Source organism: Asticcacaulis sp., from assembly GCF_047605585.1.
Classification (GTDB): domain Bacteria; phylum Pseudomonadota; class Alphaproteobacteria; order Caulobacterales; family Caulobacteraceae; genus Asticcacaulis.
In genome coordinates this window covers 270,875-295,957 of sequence record NZ_JASGFK010000001.1, presented here as the reverse complement: position 1 = coordinate 295,957, position 25,083 = coordinate 270,875, and the positions used below count along the sequence as shown (strand labels likewise).

General features: G+C 61.2%; 24 protein-coding genes. 12 read left to right on the top strand and 12 right to left on the bottom strand.

The window, feature by feature from the left end:
• The first annotated feature begins 25 nt into the window (after positions 1-25).
• The 3 genes from QM647_RS01390 to QM647_RS01380 all read left to right on the top strand — a co-directional run bounded on the left by QM647_RS01390 (position 26) and on the right by QM647_RS01380 (position 2,590).
• Positions 26-859 carry a TIGR00282 family metallophosphoesterase gene (locus tag QM647_RS01390; protein WP_414993676.1) on the top strand — a complete coding sequence of 278 codons (834 nt, stop codon included), beginning with the start codon at positions 26-28 and terminating at the stop codon, positions 857-859.
• A 111-nt stretch (positions 860-970) separates the two neighbouring features.
• Positions 971-1,735, top strand: coding sequence for a YebC/PmpR family DNA-binding transcriptional regulator (locus tag QM647_RS01385; protein ID WP_414993675.1), 765 nt, complete (start codon positions 971-973; stop codon positions 1,733-1,735).
• Between the two features lie 153 nt (positions 1,736-1,888).
• Positions 1,889-2,590, top strand: coding sequence for a glycine zipper 2TM domain-containing protein (locus QM647_RS01380; RefSeq protein WP_414993674.1), 702 nt, complete (start codon positions 1,889-1,891; stop codon positions 2,588-2,590).
• Between the two features lie 100 nt (positions 2,591-2,690).
• On the opposite strand, the gene QM647_RS01375 is transcribed toward QM647_RS01380, so the two are convergent.
• Together QM647_RS01375 and QM647_RS01370 are read right to left on the bottom strand one after the other, a co-directional pair.
• The gene (locus QM647_RS01375) at positions 2,691-4,760 is read right to left on the bottom strand and encodes a hypothetical protein (RefSeq protein WP_414993673.1); all 2,070 of its coding nucleotides are present in this window, start codon (positions 4,758-4,760) and stop codon (positions 2,691-2,693) included.
• Positions 4,761-4,817: 57 nt separating this feature from the next.
• Complete coding sequence (locus QM647_RS01370; RefSeq protein WP_414993672.1) at positions 4,818-6,293, bottom strand: tetratricopeptide repeat protein; 1,476 nt, start codon at positions 6,291-6,293, stop codon at positions 4,818-4,820.
• Positions 6,294-6,632: 339 nt separating this feature from the next.
• On the opposite strand from QM647_RS01370, the gene QM647_RS01365 reads away from it, so the two are divergent.
• From QM647_RS01365 to QM647_RS01350, 4 genes are all read left to right on the top strand, one after another.
• Positions 6,633-7,142 (top strand): GAF domain-containing protein, encoded by a 510-nt coding sequence (locus QM647_RS01365; protein WP_414993671.1) that lies wholly within the window; start codon positions 6,633-6,635, stop codon positions 7,140-7,142.
• A 93-nt stretch (positions 7,143-7,235) separates the two neighbouring features.
• Complete coding sequence (ettA, locus tag QM647_RS01360) at positions 7,236-8,903, top strand: energy-dependent translational throttle protein EttA (RefSeq protein ID WP_414993670.1); 1,668 nt, start codon at positions 7,236-7,238, stop codon at positions 8,901-8,903.
• 135 nt (positions 8,904-9,038) lie between these two features.
• Complete coding sequence (locus QM647_RS01355; RefSeq protein ID WP_414993669.1) at positions 9,039-10,313, top strand: methyl-accepting chemotaxis protein; 1,275 nt, start codon at positions 9,039-9,041, stop codon at positions 10,311-10,313.
• A 152-nt stretch (positions 10,314-10,465) separates the two neighbouring features.
• On the top strand, positions 10,466-10,714 hold the full coding sequence (locus QM647_RS01350) for a hypothetical protein (protein WP_414993668.1): 249 nt from the start codon (positions 10,466-10,468) through the stop codon (positions 10,712-10,714).
• A gap of 119 nt (positions 10,715-10,833) precedes the next feature.
• Here the strand turns inward: QM647_RS01350 and QM647_RS01345 are convergent, their stop codons facing one another.
• The 6 genes from QM647_RS01345 to QM647_RS01320 form a co-directional block, all read right to left on the bottom strand.
• The gene (locus QM647_RS01345; RefSeq protein WP_414993667.1) at positions 10,834-11,124 is read right to left on the bottom strand and encodes a hypothetical protein; all 291 of its coding nucleotides are present in this window, start codon (positions 11,122-11,124) and stop codon (positions 10,834-10,836) included.
• 172 nt (positions 11,125-11,296) lie between these two features.
• Positions 11,297-12,103, bottom strand: a complete 807-nt coding sequence (locus tag QM647_RS01340; RefSeq protein ID WP_414993666.1) for a GIN domain-containing protein — start codon at positions 12,101-12,103, stop codon at positions 11,297-11,299.
• 12 nt (positions 12,104-12,115) lie between these two features.
• The gene (locus QM647_RS01335) at positions 12,116-12,676 is read right to left on the bottom strand and encodes a DUF1700 domain-containing protein (RefSeq protein ID WP_414993665.1); all 561 of its coding nucleotides are present in this window, start codon (positions 12,674-12,676) and stop codon (positions 12,116-12,118) included.
• A 2-nt stretch (positions 12,677-12,678) separates the two neighbouring features.
• A complete protein-coding gene (locus QM647_RS01330; protein ID WP_414993664.1) occupies positions 12,679-13,032 on the bottom strand; it encodes a PadR family transcriptional regulator in 354 nt (117 codons plus the stop codon).
• A 199-nt stretch (positions 13,033-13,231) separates the two neighbouring features.
• Complete coding sequence (locus QM647_RS01325) at positions 13,232-13,582, bottom strand: DMT family protein (protein ID WP_414993663.1); 351 nt, start codon at positions 13,580-13,582, stop codon at positions 13,232-13,234.
• Between the two features lie 60 nt (positions 13,583-13,642).
• On the bottom strand, positions 13,643-15,520 hold the full coding sequence (locus QM647_RS01320) for a hypothetical protein (protein ID WP_414993662.1): 1,878 nt from the start codon (positions 15,518-15,520) through the stop codon (positions 13,643-13,645).
• A gap of 195 nt (positions 15,521-15,715) precedes the next feature.
• Here QM647_RS01320 and ruvC point away from each other — a divergent pair, with 195 nt between their 5' ends.
• The 5 genes from ruvC (at position 15,716) to QM647_RS01295 (ending at position 19,122) form a co-directional block, all read left to right on the top strand.
• The gene (gene ruvC, locus QM647_RS01315; protein WP_414993661.1) at positions 15,716-16,225 is read left to right on the top strand and encodes a crossover junction endodeoxyribonuclease RuvC; all 510 of its coding nucleotides are present in this window, start codon (positions 15,716-15,718) and stop codon (positions 16,223-16,225) included.
• A complete protein-coding gene (gene ruvA / locus QM647_RS01310; RefSeq protein WP_414993660.1) occupies positions 16,222-16,830 on the top strand; it encodes a Holliday junction branch migration protein RuvA in 609 nt (202 codons plus the stop codon). Before ruvC ends, ruvA begins: the two co-directional genes overlap by 4 nt.
• A 1-nt stretch (position 16,831) precedes the next feature.
• Entirely contained in the window at positions 16,832-17,863 is a 1,032-nt protein-coding gene (gene ruvB / locus QM647_RS01305) for a Holliday junction branch migration DNA helicase RuvB (protein WP_414993659.1), read from the top strand.
• Between the two features lie 67 nt (positions 17,864-17,930).
• Positions 17,931-18,476 (top strand): sigma-70 family RNA polymerase sigma factor, encoded by a 546-nt coding sequence (locus tag QM647_RS01300; RefSeq protein WP_414993658.1) that lies wholly within the window; start codon positions 17,931-17,933, stop codon positions 18,474-18,476.
• Complete coding sequence (locus tag QM647_RS01295) at positions 18,469-19,122, top strand: NrsF family protein (RefSeq protein ID WP_414993657.1); 654 nt, start codon at positions 18,469-18,471, stop codon at positions 19,120-19,122. Before QM647_RS01300 ends, QM647_RS01295 begins: the two co-directional genes overlap by 8 nt.
• Positions 19,123-19,230: 108 nt before the next feature.
• Here QM647_RS01295 and QM647_RS01290 read toward each other — a convergent pair whose 3' ends face one another.
• The 4 genes from QM647_RS01290 to QM647_RS01275 all read right to left on the bottom strand — a co-directional run bounded on the left by QM647_RS01290 (position 19,231) and on the right by QM647_RS01275 (position 25,064).
• Positions 19,231-20,490, bottom strand: a complete 1,260-nt coding sequence (locus QM647_RS01290; RefSeq protein ID WP_414993656.1) for an ROK family protein — start codon at positions 20,488-20,490, stop codon at positions 19,231-19,233.
• A 227-nt stretch (positions 20,491-20,717) separates the two neighbouring features.
• Positions 20,718-21,656, bottom strand: coding sequence for an alpha-E domain-containing protein (locus tag QM647_RS01285; protein WP_414993655.1), 939 nt, complete (start codon positions 21,654-21,656; stop codon positions 20,718-20,720).
• Between the two features lies 1 nt (position 21,657).
• Positions 21,658-23,106 (bottom strand): circularly permuted type 2 ATP-grasp protein, encoded by a 1,449-nt coding sequence (locus tag QM647_RS01280; protein ID WP_414993654.1) that lies wholly within the window; start codon positions 23,104-23,106, stop codon positions 21,658-21,660.
• 65 nt (positions 23,107-23,171) lie between these two features.
• Entirely contained in the window at positions 23,172-25,064 is a 1,893-nt protein-coding gene (locus tag QM647_RS01275; protein WP_414993653.1) for a class II glutamine amidotransferase, read from the bottom strand.
• Positions 25,065-25,083 lie beyond the last annotated feature (19 nt).

Here is a 25,083-nt window from a genome sequence, read left to right as displayed (position 1 = left end):
AGCGGGGCTTAGATTTGGAACCTTAATGCGTTTTGCTTTTTTTGGTGACGTAGTGGGCCGCCCCGGACGCGATGCCCTCACCGAGCACCTGCCCCATATCCGGCGTGAGCTGGATCTCGAATTCGTCATCGTCAATGGTGAGAATGCCTCGGCCGGTTTCGGCTTGTCGGAAAATTCGGCGCGCCAGCTTTTTGATGCGGGCGCCGATTGCCTGACCCTGGGCAATCACTCATGGGATCAGAAAGAGGCCCTGACCTATATTGTGCGTGAACCGCGCCTGATCCGGCCAATCAACTATCCGCCTCTGGCCAATGCACCGGGACGCGGCGCCAACCTGTTCGAGACCCAGAGCGGCAAGCGCATCCTGGTCATGAACGTGCTGGGGCTGGTGCACATGGCGTCGATGGACGATCCCTTTGCTGCGGTGGAAAAGCAACTGGAGGCCTGCCCGCTGGGGCTGGCCGCCGATGCCATCGTGGTTGACATGCACGCCGAGGCGACGTCGGAAAAGATGGCCATGGGTCATTTCTGCGATGGCCGCGCCACCCTGGTGGTCGGCACCCATACCCATGTACCGACGGCCGATGCGCAGATCCTGCCGAACGGCACGGCCTACCAGACCGATGCCGGCGCCTGCGCCGATTATGACAGCGTCATCGGCATGGACAAGGAGGAGCCGTTGCGCCGCTTCACTACGCGCATTGGCAAGGAACGCTACAAGCCGGCCTCCGGTCCGGGGACAGTCTGCGGGGTCTATGTCGAAAGCGACGATCGCACGGGCCTGGCCACACGTATTGAAGCCATCCGTATTGGCGGACGGCTCTCGCAGACCTTGCCTAAAGCGCTGGTTTCGGTCTAAAAGCCGGAGCATTAACAATCATTTCCAAACACGTGGATGTTGTTTGGCAGGCGGACGGCGCATCGCTGCTCATGGCGATTTTTGCGACGCCTGAACACCAAGAGAGACCTTATGGCTGGCCATAGTAAATTCAAGAATATCATGCACAAGAAGGGCCGCGCCGATGCCGCGCGCTCCAAGCTCTTCTCGAAGCTGTCGCGCGACATCACCATCGCCGCCAAGATGGGCATGCCCGATCCGGCGATGAATTCGCGCCTGCGCCTGGCGGTTTCGATGGCCAAGGCCGAATCCATGCCGAAAGAAAACATCGAACGCGCCATCAAGAAGGGCGCCTCCGGTGAAGCCGACAACATGGAAGAAATCCGCTACGAAGGCCGCGGGCCGGGTGGCATCGGCCTGATCGTCGAAGCCCTGACTGACAATCGCAACCGCACCGCCGGCAATGTGCGCAGTTTCTTCACCAAGTTCGGCGGTCAGATGGGGGACACCAACAGCGTCGCCTTCATGTTCGACCGCCTGGGTGAGATCAAGTATCCGCTTAAAGCCGGCGATGCCGACAAAATCTTTGAAGCGGCCATCGAAGCCGGGGCCTCGGACGTCGAGACCGAACTGGGCGATGGCGACGAGGACGAGGGCGGTCACATCATCTACACGTCCTTCGAGGATCTGAACGAGGTGGCGGAAGCGCTGTCGAAGATCCTGGGCGATCCGAAATCGACCGGTTTTGTGTGGAAGCCGCAGAGCCTGACGCCCGTTACAGGTGATCCGGTCCGCACCCTGATGAAGCTGATCGACGCCCTGAACGACGACGATGACGTGCAGAACGTCTATGGCAATTTCGAAATCTCCGACGAGGATTACGAAGCCCTGTCTTAAGCGGCTTTATCGTCTGTTTATAAAAGCGTTGCGGCCGGGTGACTAACCCGGCCGCAATTGCGTTTCCAAGCCGAAACAAGCCTTTGCACCTACTGGAAAGTGTGCGAATATGCCGCGTTAACCATATTCTGAAACCGTGGTTCGGGGGATAAAATGCAGGCGTCTCGTTTAATTCTGGCGGGTGTGGCGATCGGCGGGGGATTGTCGGTCTCGGCCTGTGTAACCACCCCGGCGCCGCGTGCCGTCAATACGGCCAATGCCGATGCCGCCTGCCAGGCGGATTACAGTGGCAAGGCGCCGGAGATCATGACCTATGATCCCTATACCCATGTCGAAACCCGCGTGACGCGGACCGGTGATGTGCCGGTCATGTCGAGCAACGGCACCCGCAATTCGGTCGGTCTCGATCCCTATGCCAAGAACCCGCGCGATGGCAGCTTCGTCTGTACGCGCCGTGGTGCCTATGGTGTCGAATTCGTGCGTGGCGGTCCCAATCCGGTGATCGTAGGCGCGGTCGCCGGCGCCATTGTCGGTGGCGCGGTAACTCAGAATAGCAAGGGGGCGGAGCAGGGCGCCGTGATCGGCGCGACCATGGGGTCGAGCCTGAACGCCGGCGATTCAAACGCCATTTCGGTCGGCGCCGCGACGGGCGCGCTGATTGGTGGCGCGGGCGGGGATACGGATGGTGCCGCGGCCGGTGCCGTGGCCGGCGCGGTTCTTGGTCTGCAGGCCAAGGACAAGCAACAAGGGGGCTGGCACTGGGGTAGCAACGGCAGCCGCGTTCCGGACGATGGCACGGATGCGCCGCCTGCCGATGGAGCGCCTGTCAGCGGATCGTCATCCAGTAATTATTGACCTGCGGCTAAGAATTGAGAACGGGCGCTATCCTTTGATAGCGCCCGTTTTTATTGACAGCGATAAAAAAAAGCCGGGTCTTTGCGGGACCCGGCTTTTTTTATTTCTTCGGAATGGGCGGCACCGGGTCTGGCACTGCCGGGGCATCGCGGCGTGGCGAGGGATTGCGTGGCGGCGGCGCGCCCTGGCTCGATTCCGGATTATCCGGCGAATTCGGACCGGCCACGGCCGCACTGGCCATGCGGTAGGGCGGACGCGGCAGGTAGGTATCGAACAGCGGCATGAAGGTGCCGGCATTCACCGAATAGAGATTGTTCTCATTGTTGTAGAGCTCCTGCGACAGCCACTCCTTGCCGTCAGCCAGGGCCAGATTGGTGTCGTCATCCTCGAACGGATACTGACCATCGGGACCGCGGCCATCGGCGATTTCGGTATTGGCGTTACGCGTGAAGGTATCGCAGCGCTGACCCCAGACCGGATCGGCCGGCGACTGGGTGCAGATCGCTTTTAGCGCGCGATAGGAAGCTTCCTCGATCGCCGGATCGACCTGGCTGTTGTCATTCTGAGCCGGCAGTTTCAGCTGCTGATAATCCTGGCACTGCTTCCACGAAATGGCGGTCACCTGTGTCATGTTGCGGCTGCAGCCGGCCTTGATCAGCTCGCTGTAGGTGCGGTCGTCATAGGTGCGCGACTTGTTCAGTGTCTTGAAGGTGGTGGCCTTGAACTTGCCACAGATCGCACCGGCATGGCCGTCCGAAGGCGAATCCGCACAGGCTTCGCTCAGCAGATCGTAGATGCTCCAGTCAACGCCGCCACCGGGGATGCCGAATTGCGCCTGCTGGTGCCAGGGCGTGCAGTTGCGGAACTCCGGCGGCACATCGCCCCAGCTCAGGTCATCGCAGCGTTCGGTCTCGATGTGATTATTGACCGCGCGCAGCTCGGCGCCCGGTTTCTTCAGGATTGCCGCTGTGCGCACCAGGCGGATGTGGTTGTTGCCGACATAGGCGGTGCCGCGATCGAGATTGATGCCGATTTCGTCGGCGAAGATGTAGTTGTTCAGAATGCGGATGCGGTCCAGGTTGCTGTTGATGGCATGATCCGAATAGAACAGCGAATTGGACACCAGGGCTTCGCCGACACCATCGAGATAAAGACCATTGCCATAGAACAGTGTCTTGGTCTGGTCGATGGTGATGATGCTGCGGTTGGTTTCCAGGCTGAGATCGATGGCGCGGGCGTTTTCCCCGCGCGTAAAGCCCTGCCAGTCGCCGAGCTGCAGCACGGTGACGCCGAGCAGACGGCTGTCATTGGTGATATCGCCGCGGATGCCGTTATAGGTGCTGGCGACGCGGCTGTTGTAGATATAGAGGGCGGCGTGGTTGATCTCCAGCGCCGACTCTTCAGTGCGGGCGATCAGGTTCGTGTCGGTCATGTTGAAACGGCCGGCATCGATGGTCACGGCCGAACGCTCGCCGTCATAGCGCAGGTTGGCGTTTTCCAGGGTGAACTCGCCGCCGGAGGCCGAGATGCAGGACTGGCTGGCGCCGCGCGTTGACATCAGGGTCAGGTTGCGAACGATGACCATGTCGGCGGTGGGCTCGACGCGGATGCAGTTCTCGCCCGAAGGCGCCTTAAGCACCAGTGGGTGGTCGTCATAACCGGCGCCGATTTCCGGCTGGATGATGATCGACTTGCGAAGGTGCAGGCTGACCTCGCAGACGCTGTAGCCGGCATAGGCTTCGGGAATATCGGCGGCGCCCAGGCCATTCGAGGTGCGCCACCCGCGCGAACCGCGCAGATAAAGCGTGCTGCCGGAAGGCAGGCGCGCCAGCAGGCGATCCAGCGCATAGGGGCCTTCGTTGCAGTCGAAATGCGCCACTATGCCGCCACGGAAACGGCGGTTCCAGTCGTCATAACCGTAGCCACCGTAGCCGTAACCGCGCTGCTGGGCGCGGCAGGTGCGCAGTTCGGGATCGAGCAGGACGCCGAAACAGGGGCGGATGGTGGCATTGACGCGGGCGGCGACATTCGAGCCGGCCTCGGCGCCTTGCGGGACGGACAGCGACATGACGGCGGTCACGAGCAGGAGCGCCATGGTCAGCAAAAGGCCATGGCCTGGCAGCCGGCCCGGCCTTTGCGAATCTAACTGACGGTCCTTACGCATCCACATCTTCGTCTTCCTTATCCCTGCGCGCCAGCGAAGCGGCGCAGGTCCAGTTCTCAGGATTTAGCTATCCGGGGTACGCGATACTTGCGCCAGCACCGCCTGCAGACGGCCGGCCGAGGGCTTGAAGCCAGCGAGGGCCGAGTCCAGCTGCATGACGACGGATTCCGCCTTGTTCTGGTCGGCCACGCCCTTCATGCCAAGGTCGAAATAGGTCGACATGGCGTAGCGGGCTTCCGGTGAGCCCTGCCGTTCGGCCTGCTGGTACCAGAAGAAGGCGCGGGCGTAATCGACCTCGACCCCGACGCCTTCTGAATACATCACCGCCAGCACCAGCTGGGAGCGCGAATCGCCATTGACCGCCGCCATCTGAATGGCGCGCAGGGCATCGGTATTGGTGAAGCGCTCACCGCCGGGACGGCCGGTCATCTGGCGCAGGGCATCGACTGTCTGCTTCGGCACTTCCGCCGGCGACAGGCAGGCGACATTGAGCAGGTTCAGGTAATCGAGCGCGCGCACCACATGGATGAAGGGCAGTTCGTCCATGCGCGACAGGGCGTAGGAGGCGGCATCATCCGGACGGCTTTCGTCCGAATGCGGTACGCCGCCCTGCGGGGCGTCCGGCGGATAGAATTCGTAGGGCGCCACCCAGCGACGGGCCTTGGACTCGACGAAGGAAGCGTATTTGGCGCGGGTCGGCGCCGATTTCTCGAAGTCCTTCAGCAGCACATAGGCGCCGACATCGCCGGTTTCCGAGGCCTTGTAATTATAGAGATAGGCATCGACATCCGAGCGCTCGAACAGGGTGCGGACATTGGAGGTGCCGTAATTGCCGCCACGCATCATGGCGCGCAGGGCCTGGGCATTGTCGCCCGGTTCGCCCATCGGGCCGTACTGATCGTCGTACAGGCGGCCCAGGGTGCGGAAGCCATCGGCGCCCAGGGTCGACTGGATATAGATGACGCGATCGCGCACCTTGTCGCGCTCACCGGCATCCATCATCGACAGTTCGTTATCCAGCATGCGGTAGGCACGCTCGCGCTCGAAGGCGCGGCACTTGTCATAGCGTTCGCCGACATTGCCTCCACCGCCGCCGCGCGGATCGATGGCGCGGCTCGCCGGGGCGTAGCCTTGCTGGTTGGACAGGGCCATGACCAGCCAGACCGAGGCCTCGATAGGGTCTTCCAGGTTCTTGTCGGAAGCGTCCACCGCCGCGTAACGATTGGCCAGTTCGAGCTGGGCGAAGAAATCGTTGGAGAAGGCGAGGTGGCGATAATAGCGGACTTCGCGTTCCTGGCCGTTGAAGCCTTGAGTCTGGAAGGGATCGGGCGGGCGCGGGCAATAGAAGGGCTTGTCGTCGACCTTGCGGCCGAACCAGGGCAGGCCGCGCATGTCGCAGCCGCTCAGAGACATGCTGACGCACAGGCCGACCATCAGCGTCACCCCTGCGCGGGCGAACGCCTTCCGGCCTCCCAAGATCGTGCCCACAGCCTGGTTTTCAGGCTGCCCGGCCGATCTTCCCTGATTACGTTCAGACATCAGAAATCGCTCCGACAAAGTCGGCATAAATATGGTTAATACATGTTTTGTTAAGGATTAAGAAGAGTGTCAAGCCTTGGCCCCCCAATGCATATAGCGACTGACTTATTCTTAGAGAGCGTTGCCGGATTGTCGCGTCAGAATTACGCGAAACCCCCTCATAATCCATAGCCCACTTGCGCCGATACGCGCGCATCACCATCATGCGTCAAAAGCGGTGTCTTGGCCAGTGAAAAGTGTTAATAAGCTCAAGCCCCGCCCTATTTCGCGTTTTGCGCGCGAATGCACACAAGCAGCGTCCCGAAATGCCCGCGTGAGGGGAAAAATCAGGAGACTATATTGAGTTATACGGCTAATTCCGCCTTGGCAATGATGTCCAAAGGCGAAAAATATCAGGAAGTTATAAGGGACGTCCTCGCTGTTCTGGAAGGCGAATCGGATGTGACGGCGCGCATGGCCACGACGGTCAGCCTGCTGAACCAGGCCTTCGATTCGTGGTTCTGGACGGGCTTCTACGTGGTCGACAAGGTTAAGAAGTCAGCCGGAATCGATGAGTTGGTGGTGGGGCCCTACAATGGCACGTTGGGGTGCCTGCGCATCGCTTTCGGACGCGGGGTCTGCGGTGCCGCGGCGGCCACGAAAACCACCCAGGTGGTGCCGGATGTCCATGCCTTTGCCGACCATATCGCCTGCGATTCGCGCTCCAATTCAGAGATTGTCGTGCCGGTGTTCGATGCGGCGGGTGACCTGATCGCCGTGTTCGATTCCGACTCCGAAAGTTTCGGTACCTACGACGCGGAAGATGCGGCGAATCTCGAAAAGCTGATGGCGGCCGTTTTCGCCGCCTGAGCTCTGCAAAGCTATTGAGCTTTTACCCCGGGTCCGTTAAACACCCCCCGATCCTTACATACGCATTCTTTTTGAGAAGGGCGCAAGCTCCCCATGGCGCAACAATATATTTTCCAGATGCAGGGCCTGACCAAGCATTACCCCGGTGGTAAGAAGGTCTTCGAGAACGTCTGGCTCTCCTTCTATTCCGACGCCAAGATCGGCGTGGTCGGCGTCAACGGCTCGGGTAAGTCGACCCTGCTGAAGGTCATGGCCGGTATAGACAAGGAATTCTCCGGTGAAGCCAAGGCCGCCGAAGGCACCAAGATGGGCTATCTGGAACAGGAGCCCCACCTCGATGATAGCCTGACGGTGTGGGAAAACGTCATCGCCTGGTGCGAGGAAAAGAAAACTTTCGACCGCTTCAACAAGGTGGCCGAACTCATGGGCGAGGAATATTCCGACGAACTCATGGACGAGATGAACGCCCTGCAGGAAAAGATCGATGCGGGCGATCTCTGGGATATCGACTCGCGCATCGAAATGGCCATGGACGCCCTGCGCTGCCCGCCCAACGATTCGGGCGTGACAAAGCTTTCGGGGGGTGAAAAGCGCCGCGTCGCTCTGGCCCGTCTGCTGCTCTCCAAGCCCGACATGCTGCTGCTCGACGAACCGACCAACCACCTCGATGCGGAATCGGTCGCCTGGCTTCAGCATCACCTCGAAAACTTCCCCGGCTGCGTCATCCTCGTCACCCACGACCGTTACTTCCTCGATCAGGTGACCAAGTGGACGCTCGAACTCGACCGCGGCAAGGGCGTGCCCTATGAAGGCAACTACTCCGGCTGGCTGGAGCAGAAGCAGAAGCGCGTCGTGCAGGAGCAGTCGGAATCCGAAGCCCGCCAGCGCGCCCTCACCAAGGAACTGGAATGGGTGCGTTCCGGCGCCAAGGCCCGTCAGGCCAAGTCGAAAGCCCGTCTGGCCGCCTATGAGGACATGGTGCGCGAACAGGAAAATTCGCGTCAGGCGCAGTCCTTTGCCACTATCCAGATCCCGCCTGGCCCGCGCCTCGGCAATGTGGTCATGGAAGTGAATGGCCTGGAAAAGGAATTCGGCGAGAAGCTGCTGTTCAAGGATCTGACCTTCCGTCTGCCGCCCAATGGCATCGTCGGCATCATCGGTCCGAACGGCGCCGGCAAATCGACCCTGTTCAAGCTGATCACCGGCCAGGAAACACCGGATGCCGGCACGATCAAGCTGGGCGAAACGGTCAAGCTGGCCTATGTCGACCAGTCGCGTGACGATCTCGATCCGAACCACACCGTCTGGCAGGCGATTTCCGGCGGCACCGACATCATGGTGGTCGGCAAGAAGGAAATCAATTCGCGCGCCTATGTCGGCGGCTTCAACTTCAAGGGCGGTGACCAGCAGAAGAAGGTCGGTCTGCTCTCCGGCGGTGAGCGCAATCGCGTCCACCTGGCCAAGACCCTGGCGGCTGGCGGCAATGTCATCCTGCTCGACGAACCGACCAACGATCTGGACATCGAAACGCTTCAGGCGCTTGAAGAGGCACTGGAAGAATTCGCCGGCTGCGCCGTGGTCATCTCCCACGACCGCTGGTTCCTGGACCGCCTGGCTACGCACATCCTGGCCTTCGAGGGCGACAGTCATGTGGAGTGGTTCGAGGGCAACTTCGAAATGTATGAGGAAGACAAGAAGCGCCGCCTCGGCACGGACAGTCTGATCCCGCACCGGATCAAGTTCCAGAAGTTCAGCCGTTAAGACGCAGGGACGCGTCTCTGAACCCGGAAGTTATCAGAGCGTCGGTCGCAAGACCGGCGCTTTTTACATGCTTAACGCGCTTTTAAGCAAACTCTGGTGAGTTCGGGTCATCACTCATTATCAAGGGCGCGTATCATGTTTGGCTTGGGTAAGAAGACGCAGGACGTCAGTTCGGAAACGGGTATGCTGGCGGCGGCCTTCAAGGGTTTGCCCGTTCCGGTCATGGTCAATTGCGTGCTGCCTGAGCGGTCGGGGCTGACCTATGCCAACGACTCCTTTGTGCAGAATCTGGGTGCGCGCTCTCTGTCGGACCTGATCGGCCGGGATGTCTCTACCTTCTTCGCCGAAGAGCAGCCGGGCGGCCGTAATGTGAAGGATCACGTCAAGCGGGTCGAGGATATTGTGTCGCGCGAGGGCAAGTGGACGGGCGCCACCAATTTCAAGCGCGGCGATGGCAGCCTGTTCGAGGTGCTGTTCGATGTGTCGGTCGTGGTTCATGACGGTGTGCCCTATACCGTGGCGGTCATGCAGGACCTGAAGAGCGCCGAAGCGGATGTCCAGCGTCGTGAGGCGATGAAGGCATTGGCCGATGATTTCGAAAAATCGGTTGGCGGTATCGTCAATCTGGTCTCTTCCGCCGCCACCGAAATGCAGGCCTCTGCCACGCAGCTGACCTCCACCGCTGAGCAGACGGCGCACCAGTCACAGGCCGTATCCTCCGCGGCTGAGGAAACCGACGCCAATGTCACCTCCGTTGCCGGCGCCGCCGAGGAGCTGGGGGCTTCGGTTTCCGAAATCAGCCGTCAGGTGGAAGCCTCGGCGCAGATTTCAAACAGCGCCGTCCAGGAGGCCACCGATGCCGTCAAGGTCATGGGAGAGCTGAACGTGGTGGCCGGCAGTATCGGCAGCGTGCTCGACATGATTTCCAGCCTCGCCAGCCAGACCAATCTGCTGGCGCTCAATGCCACCATCGAATCCGCCCGCGCGGGGGAGGCCGGCAAGGGCTTCGCCGTCGTGGCCTCGGAAGTGAAGGCCCTGGCCGGTCAGACCAGCCGCGCCACGGCTGAAATCGGTGAAAAAATATCACAAATCCAGCAGACCACGGCGCGCGCGGTATCGGCGATCGAGGGCATTACCCGCACGATTTCCGAGATCAGCAACTCCAATAACCAGATCGCCATGACGGTGGAACAGCAGAGCGCCGCTACCCATGAGATCGTGCAGGCTGTGGCCCAGGCTTCGGCCGGCGCCAGTGATGTGACGGCCAATATTAACGGTGTGGCGCAATCCGCCGAACAGACGGGGGCTGCCGCCAATCAGGTGCTCAGCGCCTCCAGCGAGCTGTCGATGCAGGCCGAAAAGCTGCATGCCGAAATGAACCGCTTCCTGGCCAATGTTCGCGCGGCCTAGAGACGGACAGTCATTCTGACATAAACATAAGACGCCGACCGAAAGGGCGGCGTTTTTTTATTACAATGTGTAGGGCCTGAAACGGCAGGGCCATATGATGGTGCGCAGGGGTGTTTATGTTGCGGAACATTGTAAACCAAGGAAATGAAACGATGAAATCCGTAATCGCTGCAGCTTTGTTGTCTACTGCCCTGGTATCGGGGGCTGCTTTCGCTCAGTCCGCACCGGCCAGCAGCACGCCTGCCAAGAGCCAGGCTTCCAGCCAGGTCTCCAGCCAGGCCGCCTCGAAGCCGGTTGTGAAAAAAGTGACTGCCAAGAAGACCGTCGTCAAGAAGAAGGCAAAGAAGAAGGCTGTCAAGAAGGCGCCCGTTACAACCCCGGCCGCGGCGCAACAGCACTAGAGCCCTTTCCGAAACGCAGTTCGGCGTTAAGGCAAGAAGTCAGAGCGTCAATCTGATGCAGTCAGATCGACGCTCTCCTAAAAAACGCCAATCCTCAGGGGCTGGCGTTTTTCATTTGGCTATTGGGCCGGCGCGGGTGCCGGTTCGGCATTCGATGGCGGCGTCGTATTGGCCGGGTTGTTATTGGCGGCATTATCAACCGCGTTACCGACCTGGGCCGGTACTTTTTCAATGCGGGTGATCGTGCGATCGACCGTGTTGGTATTGGTGGTTTCAATCGGACCATAGGTCGTGAAATGCCAGATCGCCGCCAGTATGGCCGCGAGGATGACCAGCGACAGGACGAATAAGCCGGCATTGCTGTTGTTATTGATCTGGGCCGGCGGTTGCGAATTGTTGATCGTTACCATTGCGCGTCTCTCTTTTCAGTGACAGCCCATCAGTAGATTAGGCCATGGCCTGCAAAAGCGCGGTTGGGGATTGCCAGCCATGGATAAGGATGGCGTAACTAAAGAAAGACCTTTCCATGAAAAAGGCGCCGGCTCATTAGAACCGGCGCCTGTATCTGGAGGAAGGGCGACCTTAATTGTCGTTGTCGTCGCTACGGTCTTCGCCATTATTGACCGTGCCCGAACCGGAGAGGGTCGTATCCAGCTTGGCGGGCTTGGTCGCCAGGTCGACATTGCCGGAGCCGGAAATATCGATCTTGGCTTTGCCGGTGGCATGCAGCGAGGCGTTTCCGGAGCCATTGACGCTGATATCGGCATTCTTGGTTTCCAGGGCGGCCAGATCGGCGCTGCCGCTGCCCGAGACATTCAGCTTCAGCGCCGTCGTATGACCCACGGCATGGATCGAGCCGGAGCCGGCGATGCTGATATCGATTGACGGCTGGTCATAGCCGCGCAGGTCGAGATCGCCGCTGCCGGTCATTTCGAAACGCTTGACGGCCGGTGCAGTGACGGTGATGTGGGCGCCCTGATGGCTGGTGTGGGCCTCGATGCCATCCTTGTTCCAGGTCAGATTGATGCTGTCCTTTTGGTTGACGCCGTCGGCGATCGACAGGCGACCATTATCGAGCGTGATGCGATTCACCAGGGATTGCGGACCGGTAATGGTGACCGAAGCCGCCGGTCCCTGGGTGTAGACGACATCGGCGGGCAGGTCGACCGCCAGCAGGTCGCCGCCGGTCCAGGCCAGGGTCTTGCTCGTCGTCGGTTCCGGCCTGGCGGCCGGACCGTTGCGGAAGCGGATGCTGTCGCCATCCTTTATCCAGCCCCAGTTCCAGCCGGTGGTGCCGACCTCGTTGGAAATAAGGGCTGCGGCGCCGGCGAGGCAGACCAGCGAGATCACGAAGGTGACGCCGGAGAAGAGAAACAGTTTGCGGATCATGAGAGCGTCTCCTTAAGCTTCGAGGGCGGGCTTGAGCACGCGATAGTGCAGGCGGGCGTACCAGACGAGGCCATTGACCAGCCAGATGGTCAGGGCCAGGGTTATGGCGCCGACGGCAGCGGATAGAGCCATGACGCCGAAACCGCCGAGCAGGGCGGCGAATATGCCGCCGGGGAAGCCGAGGAACGGCCCCGCCGCGAAGACCACGCCACCGCCGATGAAGCCGCCGATGGCCGCGGCGAAGATGCCGATCAGGGTGCCGACCACGCCGCCGGCCAGAGGCAGCAGGATCAGGATGTCGATGGCGCCCAGACCCAGTATAGCGACGATGGCCGAGGTGGCGTTGGAGGGCGTTTTGGCTTCGTCCCAGTTTTTCACGCCAGCTTCGGCGCGCAGTTCGCGGGCCAGGCGGTCCGGGTCGCCGAGGGCTTCGGCCACTTCGGATTCGGAGCGGCCTTCGGCGGCGGCATCCTTGAAGTGGGCCTCATAGTCGGCCATGATTTCCTTGAGGGTGGCGGGCGGCAGGCCCTTCAGGCCCTTGCACAGCCGGTCCAGAAATTCGATACGGGTCATGATCAGGCCTCTTCTAAAGGAGCGGTGGGGGTCGGGAGCGGTTCGAGCAAGGCGTCGACGGCGCTGGCGAAACCGCGCCATTCCGCGGCCTGTGCCTCCAGCGCGGCGCGGCCGGCCTCCGTCAGCTTGTAATATTTGCGCGAGGGACCGGCAGGCGATTCCACCAGATAGGTGGCCACCAGTCCGTCCGTCTGCATGCGGCGCATCAGCGGATAGATCGTGCCTTCGCCCATGCCGATAGCATCGGAGAGCAGGCTGGCGATCTCGTAGGCGTAGCTCTCGTTTCGCGCCAGCACCGCCAGCACGCACAGGCCAAGCACGCCCTTTTTCAATTGAATATCAATGGTTTCAGGCATCCTGAGTTCCTTTGGCTGAGTTCCTTTTGAATTTGGCAGGCGCTGTGGGTGTCGCAGCCGGGTAGGGTTGCTTGCTTATTGAATATGGCAAGCTACCTGTTGATGCAAGGTATATATCATTAAATAGTAGTAAGGTTGGAAAAGGTACAAAAAAACGCCGGCGATGCGGCGCTTTCATGAGGCGATAATGAGGAGGCGTTCACGGCTTGTAGAAGACGAACCCGGCGCCGCAGGCGATCAGGGTGAAGCCGACCGCCGTCTGCCATTTCAGCGGTTCGCCGAGATAGACGGCTGAGAAGATGACGAAGACCGACAGGGTGATGACTTCCTGGATGGTCTTGAGCTGGGCCGCGGAGAAGGTGCCGTAACCGATGCGGTTGGCCGGGACCTGGAAGCAGTATTCAAAGAAGGCGATGCCCCAGCTGACCAGCACGACCACCCACAGCTTTTCCATCTTGAACTTGAGGTGGCCATACCAGGCCAGGGTCATGAACAGGTTAGAGCAGACCAGCAGGCCGATGGTGGCGAAGGCGGGGGAAATCTTGAGCACGGCAAACTCCGGAAGACGATGGTTCGGTCTTCCCGCCAGCCGTGGCTCAAGTCAAGCCGCTTATGCGATATTGAAGCGCTGGGCGTCGCGCAGGGCATTATCGGCCATGGCACGCAGACCGGGATGCTCCGGCTTGAGAGCCGACAGGTCGGCAAAGACCTTGTAAGCCTTGCGGTAGAGTGGACCGGCTTGATCGAACGCGCCGTGCATTTCACGCGCCTGAGCGAGGCGGGCCACGGTAATGGCCAGGGTGGAGCGCAGGCCGACATCATCGGGACGCAGGTAGGAATCGCTTTCCTGCAGGCGGCTCAGTTCTTCCAGGGCATCACCGGCGGTGCGAGGATCCCCCGCCTTGAGCTTGAGATCGGCATAGGGCGCCAGCAGTTCGGCACGGGTGGTCGGATCGGCGATGACATTGAGCGCGCGGGCGATCACCGCCGGCTGCTTGGCCGTATCGCCCGACATCTGGTAACGGCGGGCCAGATAGAGATGGATATTGGCGTCGTTCGGATCGAGTTCCGACACATGCTCATAGGCGGCCATGGCGCGAGTGTCATCACGGCCCATATGCAGGGCGCCGGAGACGCGCCAGAGTTCGGCGGCGGCGGCATGATTGCCGGCGAGGGCCAGGGCGTCGGCCTGGTTGGTCAGGGAGGCTGCCGCGCCGGAAAGATCGCCGGCGGCAATCTGCCGGAAGGCCTGCTGGCTGGCGGGCGATTTGTCGTAATAAAGGTGCGCGATACGGGCGCTCAGTTCATCGGCGGCAATGGCGCGTGTGGCTTCCGGCCACACCGACAGCGCAGTCTGGGTAGCCTGACGTATTTCGGCCTCGTCATCCACTACAGGGGCGGCGGCCGGCGTCATGTCTGCGGCGGGTTCCATTGTTGCCGAGACGGCAGTGGCGACCGGAAGCTCGCCCGGTACGTCGGTCTTGAGCACATCGGTCTTGGGGGCAAAGCGCATGGCCGAATTGATAACGGCATTGATATCGCCCGGCGGCGCCTGGGTGACGACATCCGGTGTTTCGGCCAGCAGAGCGGCGGCCAGCGGATCGTGCGGCGTCTCTTCGGGAATGGCTTCCACAACGGGCGCCTCGGTGGACACGGTCACGTCCGGGCGGATGGGTACGATTTGGGCGGTTACGGGTTCGGCTATTGCAGTCTGGGGCGCTGCAAGCTGGGTTGGGGCATGAATCTGCAGGCCGTGCGTATCGGAAAAGGCCGCACTGGCATCGAAGGCCGGAACCTCGGCTGTGGCCACGACCGGCTCTTCCGGCAGGCGGGTCATGAAGCTGTCGGACGCATTGTCGGAGAAGGCAGCATGATCGCTGAAGATTGCCGGTTCGAGCGACTGGACGCCATAGGTCGGTCCGGTATGGACCGGGGTTATGTCTTCAGCGGCCGGGGCTTCAATCGCCACAGGCTCGGCGGGCGTAAACGACTGGGCCGTATAGACCAGGCTGGGCGCGGTGGGCTCGGCCACGCCTGAGGCCGGCATGGCGGCGACATTCTCGGCATTGAAGCGCAGGGCGCCGCGATTTTCGCTGCTGCGGGTCGCGGTTTGCAGATCGACCGCCTGTACGTCAGACGCCTGAAGATCAGAAACAGACGCGGCCTGAAGGTCGATATCCGCCGGCGCCGCGGCGCGGGGGCGATAATGAGGGTGTGTTTGCGGGCGGGTGGGCATCAGGCTCATCACCAAGCCGATGACGCCGATCAGAAGGATGACCGCGCCGAGCGCCAACGCGCCAGCCCAGGTCGATGTGCCGCGCGCCCAGATAATCCAGTCTTCGGGATAGGGGGTGCGGATCGGCGCCTGGCCCTTGTAGAGGGCAAAGCCGGCCAGGGCGAGGGACAGCACGATGAGCACGACGAAACCGGCAGGATTGGCCTGGCGCGTTTCCTTCACGGCACCCAAGGTCGGATTCGAACTGCTCATACGGCCCCCGCAACGCTCATCTTCATAAAACATTAACCCCAGCTTTGGCCTTATGGCAATGTTAAGTTCCAAAACCTGTGCCAAAAGGCGAAATATGGCGCCTTTCGCGGCAGTCCTGCAACTTTCCGGCCACGAAACCGCTGGCGCACAGACAAAAGCTTGCGCGAGTCAAAAAGTGCGGATACAAGCGAACATATGAAGAACATTGTGCGCATACTGGGGCTTGATCCGGGCCTGAGACGGCTCGGCTGGGGGCTGATCGATGTCGAGGGCGCGCGCCTTTCCTGGGTGGCGCATGGCGTCATCGAGCCACCGACCGATCTCGACCTGGCGGTACGGCTGCTGCACCTGTTCGATGGCTTGAGCGCGGTGATCGCCGAATGGACGCCGGACGAGGCGGCCATCGAGGAAACCTTCGTCAACATGAACCCGGCCTCGACCCTGAAGCTCGGCCATGCCCGCGCCGCCGCCATGCTGGCCCCGGCAAAGGCTGGACTGCCGGTGGCGGAATATGCCGCGCTCGATGTCAAGAAGTCGGTGGTGGGCGCCGGCAAGGCCGACAAGGAACAGGTGCTTTTCATGATCAAACGCCTGTTACCCAAGGCGGATGCGGCCATGAAGGCCGATGCCGCCGATGCGCTGGCCTGCGCCATCACCCATGCGCACAAGCGCAAGATGAACACTTTGAAGAGGCTACTCGCTTGATCGGAAGACTGCGCGGTCTGTTGCTGGAAACCACCGAGGAAGAGGCGCTCGTCGAATGCGGCGGGGTCGGCTATATCGTGCGCTGCGGCATACGCACCATCGCGGCTCTGCCGGAGCTGAATGCCGAGGTCATCCTGCATATCGACAGCCAGACGCGCGAGGATGGCACGCGGCTTTACGGCTTCCTCAACAAGGACGAGCGCAAGGCGTTCGAGGCCCTGCAGAGCGTGCAGGGCGTCGGGCCGAAGGCGGCCCTGGCCGTGCTCGATGTGCTGACGCCTCAGCAACTGGCCCAGGCCGTGGCGCACGAGGACAAGACGGCCGTGGCACGCGCTTCCGGCGTCGGTCCCAAGCTGGCGCAGCGCATTGTCATCGAGTTGAAGGGCAAGGTGCTGACCACGGCGGAGTTCGCGCCGGTCATTCATGCCCCAGCGGGTATAGCGGTGAAGACAACGATCAATGGCGAAGCGGTGGCTGGCCTGATGGGGTTGGGCGTCTCCGAGCAGAATGCGCGGCTGGCGGTCGAGGCCGCCGTGGCGCAGCTGGGGGCGGAAGCGGAACTGCCGGCGGTGATCCGCGCCGCGCTGAAGGCTTTGGGTAAGTAGAATGGCGCGTATTATTTCCGGCGAGGCTGATGACTATGAAGAGCGCGCGCAGGATCGCGCCCTGCGGCCGCAGACCTTTGACGATTTCGTCGGTCAGGCGCCGCTGAAGGCCAATCTGAAGGTCTTCGTGGCTGCTGCGGCCCAGCGCAAGGAAGCGCTGGACCATGTGCTGTTTTACGGCCCCCCGGGCCTGGGCAAGACGACCCTGGCGCAGATCGTGGCGCGTGAACTGGGTGTCGGATTCAGGGCCACCTCCGGGCCGGTGCTGGCCAAGGCGGGCGATCTGGCGGCGATCCTCTCCAATCTCGAACCGAACGACGTGCTGTTCATCGATGAAATCCACCGGCTCAATCCGGCGGTCGAGGAGATCCTCTATCCGGCGATGGAAGACTATGTACTCGACCTGATTATCGGCGACGGGCCGGCGGCGCGCACGGTGCGCATCGACCTGGCGCCCTTTACCCTGGTGGGGGCAACGACGCGGGCGGGCCTGCTTTCCACGCCTCTGCGCGACCGGTTCGGCATTCCGCTGCGGCTGGAATTCTACACCCCGGAAGAACTGGTGCGTGTGGTCATGGGGGCGGGCCGCAAGATGGGGGCGCCCTTGTCAGAGGATGGCGCACTGGAAATCGCCTCGCGCTCGCGCGGTACGCCGCGGGTCGCTGGGCGCCTGCTGCGCCGCGTACGCGATTTTGCCCATGCCGATGGCGCGGAGCTTATCGATAAGAAGGCCGCGTCCAAGGCGCTGGCGCGACTGGAAGTCGATCCGGTGGGGCTGGATCATTCCGACCGGCGCTATCTCAGGGCGCTGATCGAAAACTATGGCGGCGGTCCGGTGGGGCTGGAGACGCTGTCGGCCGCAATCGCCGAGGCGCGAGACGCTGTGGAAGACATGATCGAGCCTTATCTGCTGCAGCAGGGGTTTATCCAGCGTACCCAGCGCGGCCGCACCGCCTGTGCGCGGGCCTATCTGCATCTCGGTCTGACCCCGCCGCCGTCACCGGCTGGCACTCCGGACCTGTTTGACAGCTAAATTCCACTGGAAATTATGCGCCGCTTGCTTTTAATGGGCAGGCTCACAGGAAGTAACCTTTTCCGCCATGCCAACGTATTCACCCAATGACACATGGCAGGCGCTGATGCGCAGCGCGCAGGGCGGTGACGCGGCGGCGTATCGCACCCTGCTGGAGTCCCTGAGACCTTGGCTCGTCGCCTATTTCCGGCGGCGCCTGATGGGCAGCGATGGTGAAGATTTAGTACAGATGACGCTTTTGAGCCTGCATGAGAAACGCCATACCTATGATCCCTCGGCGCCCTTTTTGCCGTGGATATCGGCCGTGGCGCGCAACAAGCTGATCGACTATGTGCGCCGGTCCGGCCGACATGTACATGTCGAGCTGAATGAGGAACTGGGCCTGGAAGACGGTATGCAGCCCGATCTGGCGGCGCGCGATGTCGCCGTATTGCTGGCGAAGCTGCCGAAGGACCAGGCGCGGCTGATCAAGCTGCACAAGCTCGATGGCCTTAGCGTGGAAGAGGTATCGTCCGCCACCGGCAAGAGCGCCTCGGCGGTGAAGGTGGGCGTGCATCGCGGGCTTAAGAAACTGCAGGCCATGGTGGGCATCAAGGGAGCGGGCGATGAGTGACGGCCTGCTCGATAACCTGACACAAGACCTCAAGCCGGTGAAGCCGCTGAACGCGAAACCGCTGTGGCTTGGCGCTGGCGTCGCTGTAGGTCTGGCGGCGGCCTATGTCTGGTTTATTTTTGGACCCCGGCCGGAACTGTCGGCCCTGACCTATGGCAACTGGTCGGGCAACAACATGGCCTTCGGCAAACCGCTGATGTTCCTGATCATCGGCGGTTCGGCTCTGTGGGCGGTGAGTGACTTGGCCCGGCCGGAGGGGCGTTTCCGTATGCGGACCTGGCTGCCGATGCTGGCTATATTCGCCGGCGTGATCGGCGTGCTGATGTCTTACATTTCCCAACTGGGCATGGAGAAAGCGCTGGCGCCGATGCACGGTCCGGCGCGTCTCTGCTATATCACCATTATTTGCGGTGGCGTGGCGGGCCTGCTTATCCTGTGGCGGCTGTGGCTGCGGCGCAGCGCCACCTCGCATCCGGCTCTGTTGGGCGCCATGAGCGGGCTGGCGGCCTCATCCCTGATGGCGGGCGCCTATGCGCTGCATTGTAATCAGGACGAGCCGGCTTACCTGCTGGCTGTCTATGGGGTGTCGCTGATCATTGTTACGGCGGCGGCGGCTCTGGCAGGGGCAAAGCTGCTGCGCTGGTAATCGGGCTTCACGTGTGGCTGACAGACTGCAGCCAGAGATACAGACCCAGGCAGATCAGCGCAGCAAGACTCATGACGGCACTAAAGATGAGCCACAATTTTCCCATTATCAGTTCGTCTTCATCAGGGCTTCGCGGATCGGCAGGAAGCGGTCGTTGAAGGGCAGGATGCCAGCGCCACGCGCGGCGGCATCCGTGGCCAGCTCGGCGCGCTTGATCGGTGCCAGGGTCTTTATGCGGCTGCGATAGGTTTCGAAGCGGCTGTTCAGTCGGGTGCACAGTTCTTCGATATAGATGGCCGGCATGCGGCCGCCGATGAAATGGGCTTCCGGATTGATGGCGCAGCTCATGACCATGAAGGGGGTGAGCAGGTGATCGGCGGCGCGATCCAGCCAGGCCGACAGGCGCACCCGGCCCGACGGGCTCAGGTTTTCCAGGTCCTCCGGCGTCGAGACGTCGAATCCCGCCCGGCGCAGATAGTCGTACAGCGAATAGAGCGACACCATGTCTTCCAGCGAATGTGACTGGCCGGCCTCATCACGCACCGGCAGGAAGCCGATTTCGCCGGAGCGGCCATCGGCGCCGCGATAATAGTGGCCGTCAATGACCAGACCGCCGCCGAGGCCGGCGCTGATGATGGTATAGACAAAGCTGCGATACCTCAGCCCATGGCCGAACTGCATTTCGCCGATGGCGGCGGCGGCGGCGTCGTTTTCGACATAGACCGGCACCGGCAGCACTTCGCCGAACAGGGCGGCGACATCGATCTCCGACCACACCTGGTAGGCGTCCGGCCGGTTGGCGACGGGGACGCGGCCGAGATCGTCGGGGATGCCGATGCCGATGCCCATGAGGCGGCTCATGTCGATGGCCTTGTCGGCGACGATCTTGTCGACTTCGGCCCGAAAGAAGGCGACCACGTCTTCCGGCATGGCGAAGTGGATCTCGCGGCAGACGCGGGCGCGCACATTGCCGACAAAATCGAGCGCCACGATGGCGATATGGTCGCGGTCGATATTGAGCCCGATGGAGAAGGCACCGTCCGGATTGACCACCAGCTTGGTGGCGGGCTGGCCGCGGCCGCCGAGCTGGCGTCCGGCCTTGAGGATCATGCCGTCATTCAGCAGGCGTTTGGTGATATTGGCGATGGCCGGGGCGGTCAGGCCGGTCAGGTTGACGATGTCAGCACGAGTGATGGGACCGCCGGCGGCGCGGATAGCTTGCAGGGTGACGCGCTGGTTATGGTCGCCGGCGCGTTCGAGATTGGTGCCTGAAAGGGAGTCGCCCAGGGAGCGTGCCCTGGCTTCGGCGCGGAAGGTCCCCCGGTTGCCGGTTTCCCGGTCGAAAGCATCCCAATCGTAAACACCCATGTATAAACCCCTCCGGGGCAGGTAAGCGTCTTTTCGTCTCCGGGGGACTTACCTGCGGCATTCCGGAGCGTTCTTGTTATTAGGCCTTGTTATTTCAGGCAGTTACCGGCCTGGTGGCGCAAGGCTGGCCTCGTTTATGCTATTCCCGTCGCATATTCAAGGCAAGTTGTTCTGTAATAAAGCTATAGGATGTATTGTCGTCGATTGTAAGCTTAAACCTGCGTAATCTAGACCTCGAAATAACTTTCATAGATGGCTTCATCGACCAGGTTGAGATTGGCCTGGAAGATATCGATGAATTCATGCAGGCCGGCGGAAATGATGTGGCTGGCATCCGAATCATGAATGCTTCGGCACAGGACGCCCATTTCCTGGCTGGCCTTTTGCGGCACCGTCTTGTCACCTGTCAGGGTGTCGAGGGCGGCGGCGGCAGCATCGAGGCAGAACAGTACCGATCGCGGGAAGGCCTTCGAAAACAGCAGGAACTGCGTCACGTCCTTGTAATTGATGGTGTGGAACTGCTGGCGGTACATTTCCAGCGCATTGACCGATTTCAGTACGGCGCCCCACTGGACGGCGTCATAGGCGCTATCCTTCCAGACATCATTATGCGGCAGCAGCAGGAAATATTTGACGTCGAGCAGACGGGCGGTCTTGTCGGCACGTTCCAGCATCTGGCCCATATGGGCGAACTGCCAGCCCATGTCACGGCTCATGGTGTTGTGCATCAGGCCGGTGAACAGGTGGCCGGACTGGCGGATTTCGCGGTAATAGTCCTGTAGGTCGGCCACGCTGCGTTTACGGCTCTGGCTCTGGGTCAGGTGGTAGATTTCGTTGATTTTTTCCCACATCTCAACCGGAATGACCTCGCGCACCGTGCGGGCGTTTTCGCGTGCGCGGAAGATGGATTGCAGGATCGAATTGGGATTTTTCTGGTCGAAGGTCATGAACTTGACCACGGCACGTTCATCGGCCTGCTTGTAGCGTTGGTTGAAATCCTCGTCGTCGCCGGAGGTGGCGATCAGCGGATACCACTGCGCCGCGTTCTGATCGAGGGCGAGGTCGAGCATCAGGTGGGTATTGACGTCGATAAAGCGGGCGACGCAGTCGGCGCGTTCGAGGTAACGGGCCATCCAGTAGATGGAGTTGGCGACACGGCTCAGCATATCAGTTCGCTCCCGTTTCGTCTTCGAGTACCCAGGTATCTTTTGACCCACCGCCCTGGCTGGAATTGACCACCAGCGAACCTTTCTTGAGCGCCACGCGGGTCAGCCCCCCCGGCAGGGTGAATATCTCTTCGCCATAGAGCGAATAGGGACGGAAATCGACGTGCCGACCTTCGATACTGTTGCCGATCAGGGTCGGGGCGCGGGAAAGGGACAGGGTTGGCTGGGCGATGTACTCGCGTGGCTTGGCCTTGATACGCTCGGCAAATTCCTTCTGTTCGGCCTTGGTGCTCTTGGGACCGATCAGCATGCCGTAGCCACCGGAGAGATTGACCGCCTTGACCACCAGCTTGTCGAGATTGGCAAGCACGTGTTCGCGATCCTTGTCGTCCTCGCAGATATAGGTCGGCACGTTGTGCGAGATGGCGTCCTCGCCGAGATAGTATTTGATGATGCGCGGCACATAGGCATAGATCGCCTTGTCGTCGGCTATGCCGGTGCCGGGGGCATTGGCGAGTGCCACATTGCCTTTGCGATAGGCGGTCATGATGCCGGGCACGCCCAGCAGGGATTCCGGCTTGAAAATCTGCGGATCGATGAATTCATCGTCGATACGACGGTAGATGACATCGACCTGGCGCAGGCCTTCGGTGGTGCGCATGAAGACCTTGTCGTCCTCGACCAGGAGATCAGAACCCTGCGCCAGCGGCACGCCCATCTGCTGCGCCAGGTAGGCGTGCTCGAAATAGGCGGAATTATAGATGCCGGGAGTCAGCACGATGATATTGGGATCGTCTTTCCCATGCGGCGCGATGTGCTTCAGCGTCTTGTAGAGATGGTCGCCATAATCCGAAACCGGGCGGATCTTCAGGGTGTGGAAGGCGGCCGGAAGGATGCGCTTGAGCACAGCGCGGTTTTCCAGCACGTAGGAAATCCCCGACGGACAGCGCAGATTGTCTTCCAGAACGTAGAACTCGCCGTCGCCATCGCGCACGAAATCGGTGCCGGAAATATGGGTCCAGACGCCTTTCGGCGGTTTCAGGCCCTCGCATGGCTTAAGATAGCAGGCCGATGAGAAGATCAGCTCGGACGGAATGACCTTGTCCTTGAGGATCTTCTGATCGTTATAGATGTCCTGGATGAAGAGATTGAGCGCGGTAATGCGCTGGGCGATGCCGCGCTCCAGCCGGGCCCAGTCGGCGCCTGAGACCATGCGCGGGATGATGTCGAACGGCAGGATCTTCTCGGTGCCCTTCTTGTCGCCATAGACATTGAAGGTATTGCCCGACTGGTAAAGGATGTCTTCGGCCAGTTTCTGCCGGCGTTTCAGTTCCGGTCGCGAGAGGGTATCGAGTTGCTCGACCAGAGGGCGGGCGCTGGGATGGGCCACGCCGTTGTCGGCAAAAAGCTCGTCATAGAAGCCATCGGTCTTGTACGTCTCTAGCGTCACTTTACTCGTCCGGTATATGGAGTGCCTCAGGCCCAGAATACGCGGACATGAGGCTGTTCGTTTACTTAACTGAAAACCTCATTCATCGTGACCTGGACCCGCAGCGTTTCCTTGGCCCCGCCACGATAGATCGTGCCTGCCGTGGGTGTGGCGTCCAGGTAGTTCCGGCCGCAGGCGACGCGAATATGATCCTGCGTCACCAGTATGCCGTTGGTGGGATCGAAGCCGCGCCAGCCGAGGTAGGGAATATAGATCTCCACCCAGGCATGGCTGGCATCGGACTGCATCTTGTTCTCGTAATCGGCGCCGGTGAAAACGTAGCCGACGCGATAGCGGGCCGGCACACCCAGAAGGCGCGCGAGGCAGATGAAGAGATTGGCGAAGTCCTGGCAGACGCCCTCGCGCGAGGCATAGACATCGAACGGTGTCGTCTTCAGCGAGGTCGAGCCCGGCACGTAGCGGAAATCGCGATAGATGGTCTGGTTGATGTCGTTCAGCGTGTCCAGCAGATGCCGGCCGTTGCGCTCGGCGAAGCTCATGGCATAGATCAGCAGTTCCTGGATCTGGGTCTCAGGCAGTTCCGGTGAGCGCAGATAGGGTTCCATCATCACCTGCTGCCAAGGCATCAGGGAGAGCGGAATGAAGTGCTGGCGCTTTTCCGGTGAAAAGTCGTCCGGCGAGCGGCCATAGATCTTAACCAGGGAGCGGCAGGAAATGGTCAGCTTCTTGTAGGGCTTGATGATGCTGTAGTGGATGGTCTGGTTGCCGAAAACATCCTCGAACCGCATGTCCTCGCCTTCGGCCGAGATGCTGAGCGTGCAGTTCACCACCTCCTGCAGGGCATCCTCCATCGGCATCAGGCGGAAGCTGTGCGTCGAGTGCTCGACCTCCTGTTCGTATGAATATTCGGTCGAGTGGACGACGTCATAAAGCCGGTAGGTGAGGGGGGAGCCGTCGGGCGAATGGGTCAGGGAGCGGGCATTGAGGATATTGTGCTGCACCGTCTTCATCTGCTGCAGCGACTGCAGGATGGAGAGCTGCTGCGCCTGTGCCTGCTGATCGGCGAACAGGTTGGGCTGCACGGTGCGGGCGCCCTGCAGGTGACCTTCCTGTTCGTGGATCGGCTGCTGCGCCGGGGCGGTCTTGCCTTCCTTCTTGTTGGTCCAGACCATGGCGCCGCGGCGGGCGATAATCAGCTGGCCTTTCTGCATCGGCTTCCAGTCGCCTTCGCGGAACGGCGAGGAGCAGAAGACCATGGCGGTGCGGAAGGTATCGCGCGGATTGTTGAGCGCAAAGGAGGCCGAGTCGGAATGATAGCCACGCTCGCCATGCGGGGGCGCCAGGCGACCGTAATACATATGGGTTTCCGACTGGGAACCGTAGAAGGCGGCCACACTGGTGCCGTCCGAGATCACCATGTCGGCGCTGCCCATGTCATCCAGCTGCAGGAACCAGCTCAAAAGCACCTGATGATCGACATCGGCCAGGCTGCGGGCGCCGTAATCCTGCACCTTGCCGAGCAGGAAACAGAAGGCCAGTTCGGAATCCGTGCGGCCCATGGGTTCGAGGAAGATCGACTTGTTGAAATGCAGCTTCTGCATGGCGGTCTTGTCGAGATCGCCATTGTGCATGAATACCCAGTCCTGGCCGGCAAAGCTGCGCGAGAAGGGCTGGGTCTCTAAATGGGTATAGCCGGAAGCGGCGCCGCGCACCTTGCAGAAGAAGACGGTGGAACGGAAGCTGTCCCAGTCGTGCATGGCGCCGTGAAGAGAACGGGTATCGCGCGCCGATGGGTCCTTCGCCACGATGGCGGCCTTGGTATCGCCCGGATACCAGGTCAGGCCCCAGCCCAGTGTGTGCTCACCCTTGACCCCCGCCTTGCGGAACTTAAGGTCGATCGCCGGCGAACTCAAACCGTCGAAACTGAAAGCCAGGATGTCACTCGAAATCGCGCTCAAAGAAATTGTTTCCCATATT

Excerpts from the sequence above, each read along its gene's own strand:
- QM647_RS01335 (WP_414993665.1), bottom strand. The coding sequence starts at position 12,676 with ATGACCCGTATCGAATTTCTGGACCGGCTGTGCAAGGGCCTGAAGGGC.
- QM647_RS01340 (WP_414993666.1), bottom strand. The coding sequence starts at position 12,103 with ATGATCCGCAAACTGTTTCTCTTCTCCGGCGTCACCTTCGTGATCTCG.
- ettA (WP_414993670.1), top strand. The coding sequence starts at position 7,236 with ATGGCGCAACAATATATTTTCCAGATGCAGGGCCTGACCAAGCATTAC.
- ruvB (WP_414993659.1), top strand. The coding sequence starts at position 16,832 with ATGGCGCGTATTATTTCCGGCGAGGCTGATGACTATGAAGAGCGCGCG.
- QM647_RS01330 (WP_414993664.1), bottom strand. The coding sequence starts at position 13,032 with ATGCCTGAAACCATTGATATTCAATTGAAAAAGGGCGTGCTTGGCCTG.
- QM647_RS01285 (WP_414993655.1), bottom strand. The coding sequence starts at position 21,656 with ATGCTGAGCCGTGTCGCCAACTCCATCTACTGGATGGCCCGTTACCTC.
- QM647_RS01290 (WP_414993656.1), bottom strand. The coding sequence starts at position 20,490 with ATGGGTGTTTACGATTGGGATGCTTTCGACCGGGAAACCGGCAACCGG.
- QM647_RS01320 (WP_414993662.1), bottom strand. The coding sequence starts at position 15,520 with ATGAGCAGTTCGAATCCGACCTTGGGTGCCGTGAAGGAAACGCGCCAG.
- QM647_RS01345 (WP_414993667.1), bottom strand. The coding sequence starts at position 11,124 with ATGGTAACGATCAACAATTCGCAACCGCCGGCCCAGATCAATAACAAC.
- QM647_RS01370 (WP_414993672.1), bottom strand. The coding sequence starts at position 6,293 with ATGTCTGAACGTAATCAGGGAAGATCGGCCGGGCAGCCTGAAAACCAG.
- QM647_RS01355 (WP_414993669.1), top strand. The coding sequence starts at position 9,039 with ATGTTTGGCTTGGGTAAGAAGACGCAGGACGTCAGTTCGGAAACGGGT.
- ruvC (WP_414993661.1), top strand. The coding sequence starts at position 15,716 with ATGAAGAACATTGTGCGCATACTGGGGCTTGATCCGGGCCTGAGACGG.
- QM647_RS01350 (WP_414993668.1), top strand. The coding sequence starts at position 10,466 with ATGAAATCCGTAATCGCTGCAGCTTTGTTGTCTACTGCCCTGGTATCG.
- QM647_RS01380 (WP_414993674.1), top strand. The coding sequence starts at position 1,889 with ATGCAGGCGTCTCGTTTAATTCTGGCGGGTGTGGCGATCGGCGGGGGA.
- QM647_RS01300 (WP_414993658.1), top strand. The coding sequence starts at position 17,931 with ATGCCAACGTATTCACCCAATGACACATGGCAGGCGCTGATGCGCAGC.
- QM647_RS01375 (WP_414993673.1), bottom strand. The coding sequence starts at position 4,760 with ATGTGGATGCGTAAGGACCGTCAGTTAGATTCGCAAAGGCCGGGCCGG.
- QM647_RS01385 (WP_414993675.1), top strand. The coding sequence starts at position 971 with ATGGCTGGCCATAGTAAATTCAAGAATATCATGCACAAGAAGGGCCGC.
- QM647_RS01390 (WP_414993676.1), top strand. The coding sequence starts at position 26 with ATGCGTTTTGCTTTTTTTGGTGACGTAGTGGGCCGCCCCGGACGCGAT.
- QM647_RS01295 (WP_414993657.1), top strand. The coding sequence starts at position 18,469 with ATGAGTGACGGCCTGCTCGATAACCTGACACAAGACCTCAAGCCGGTG.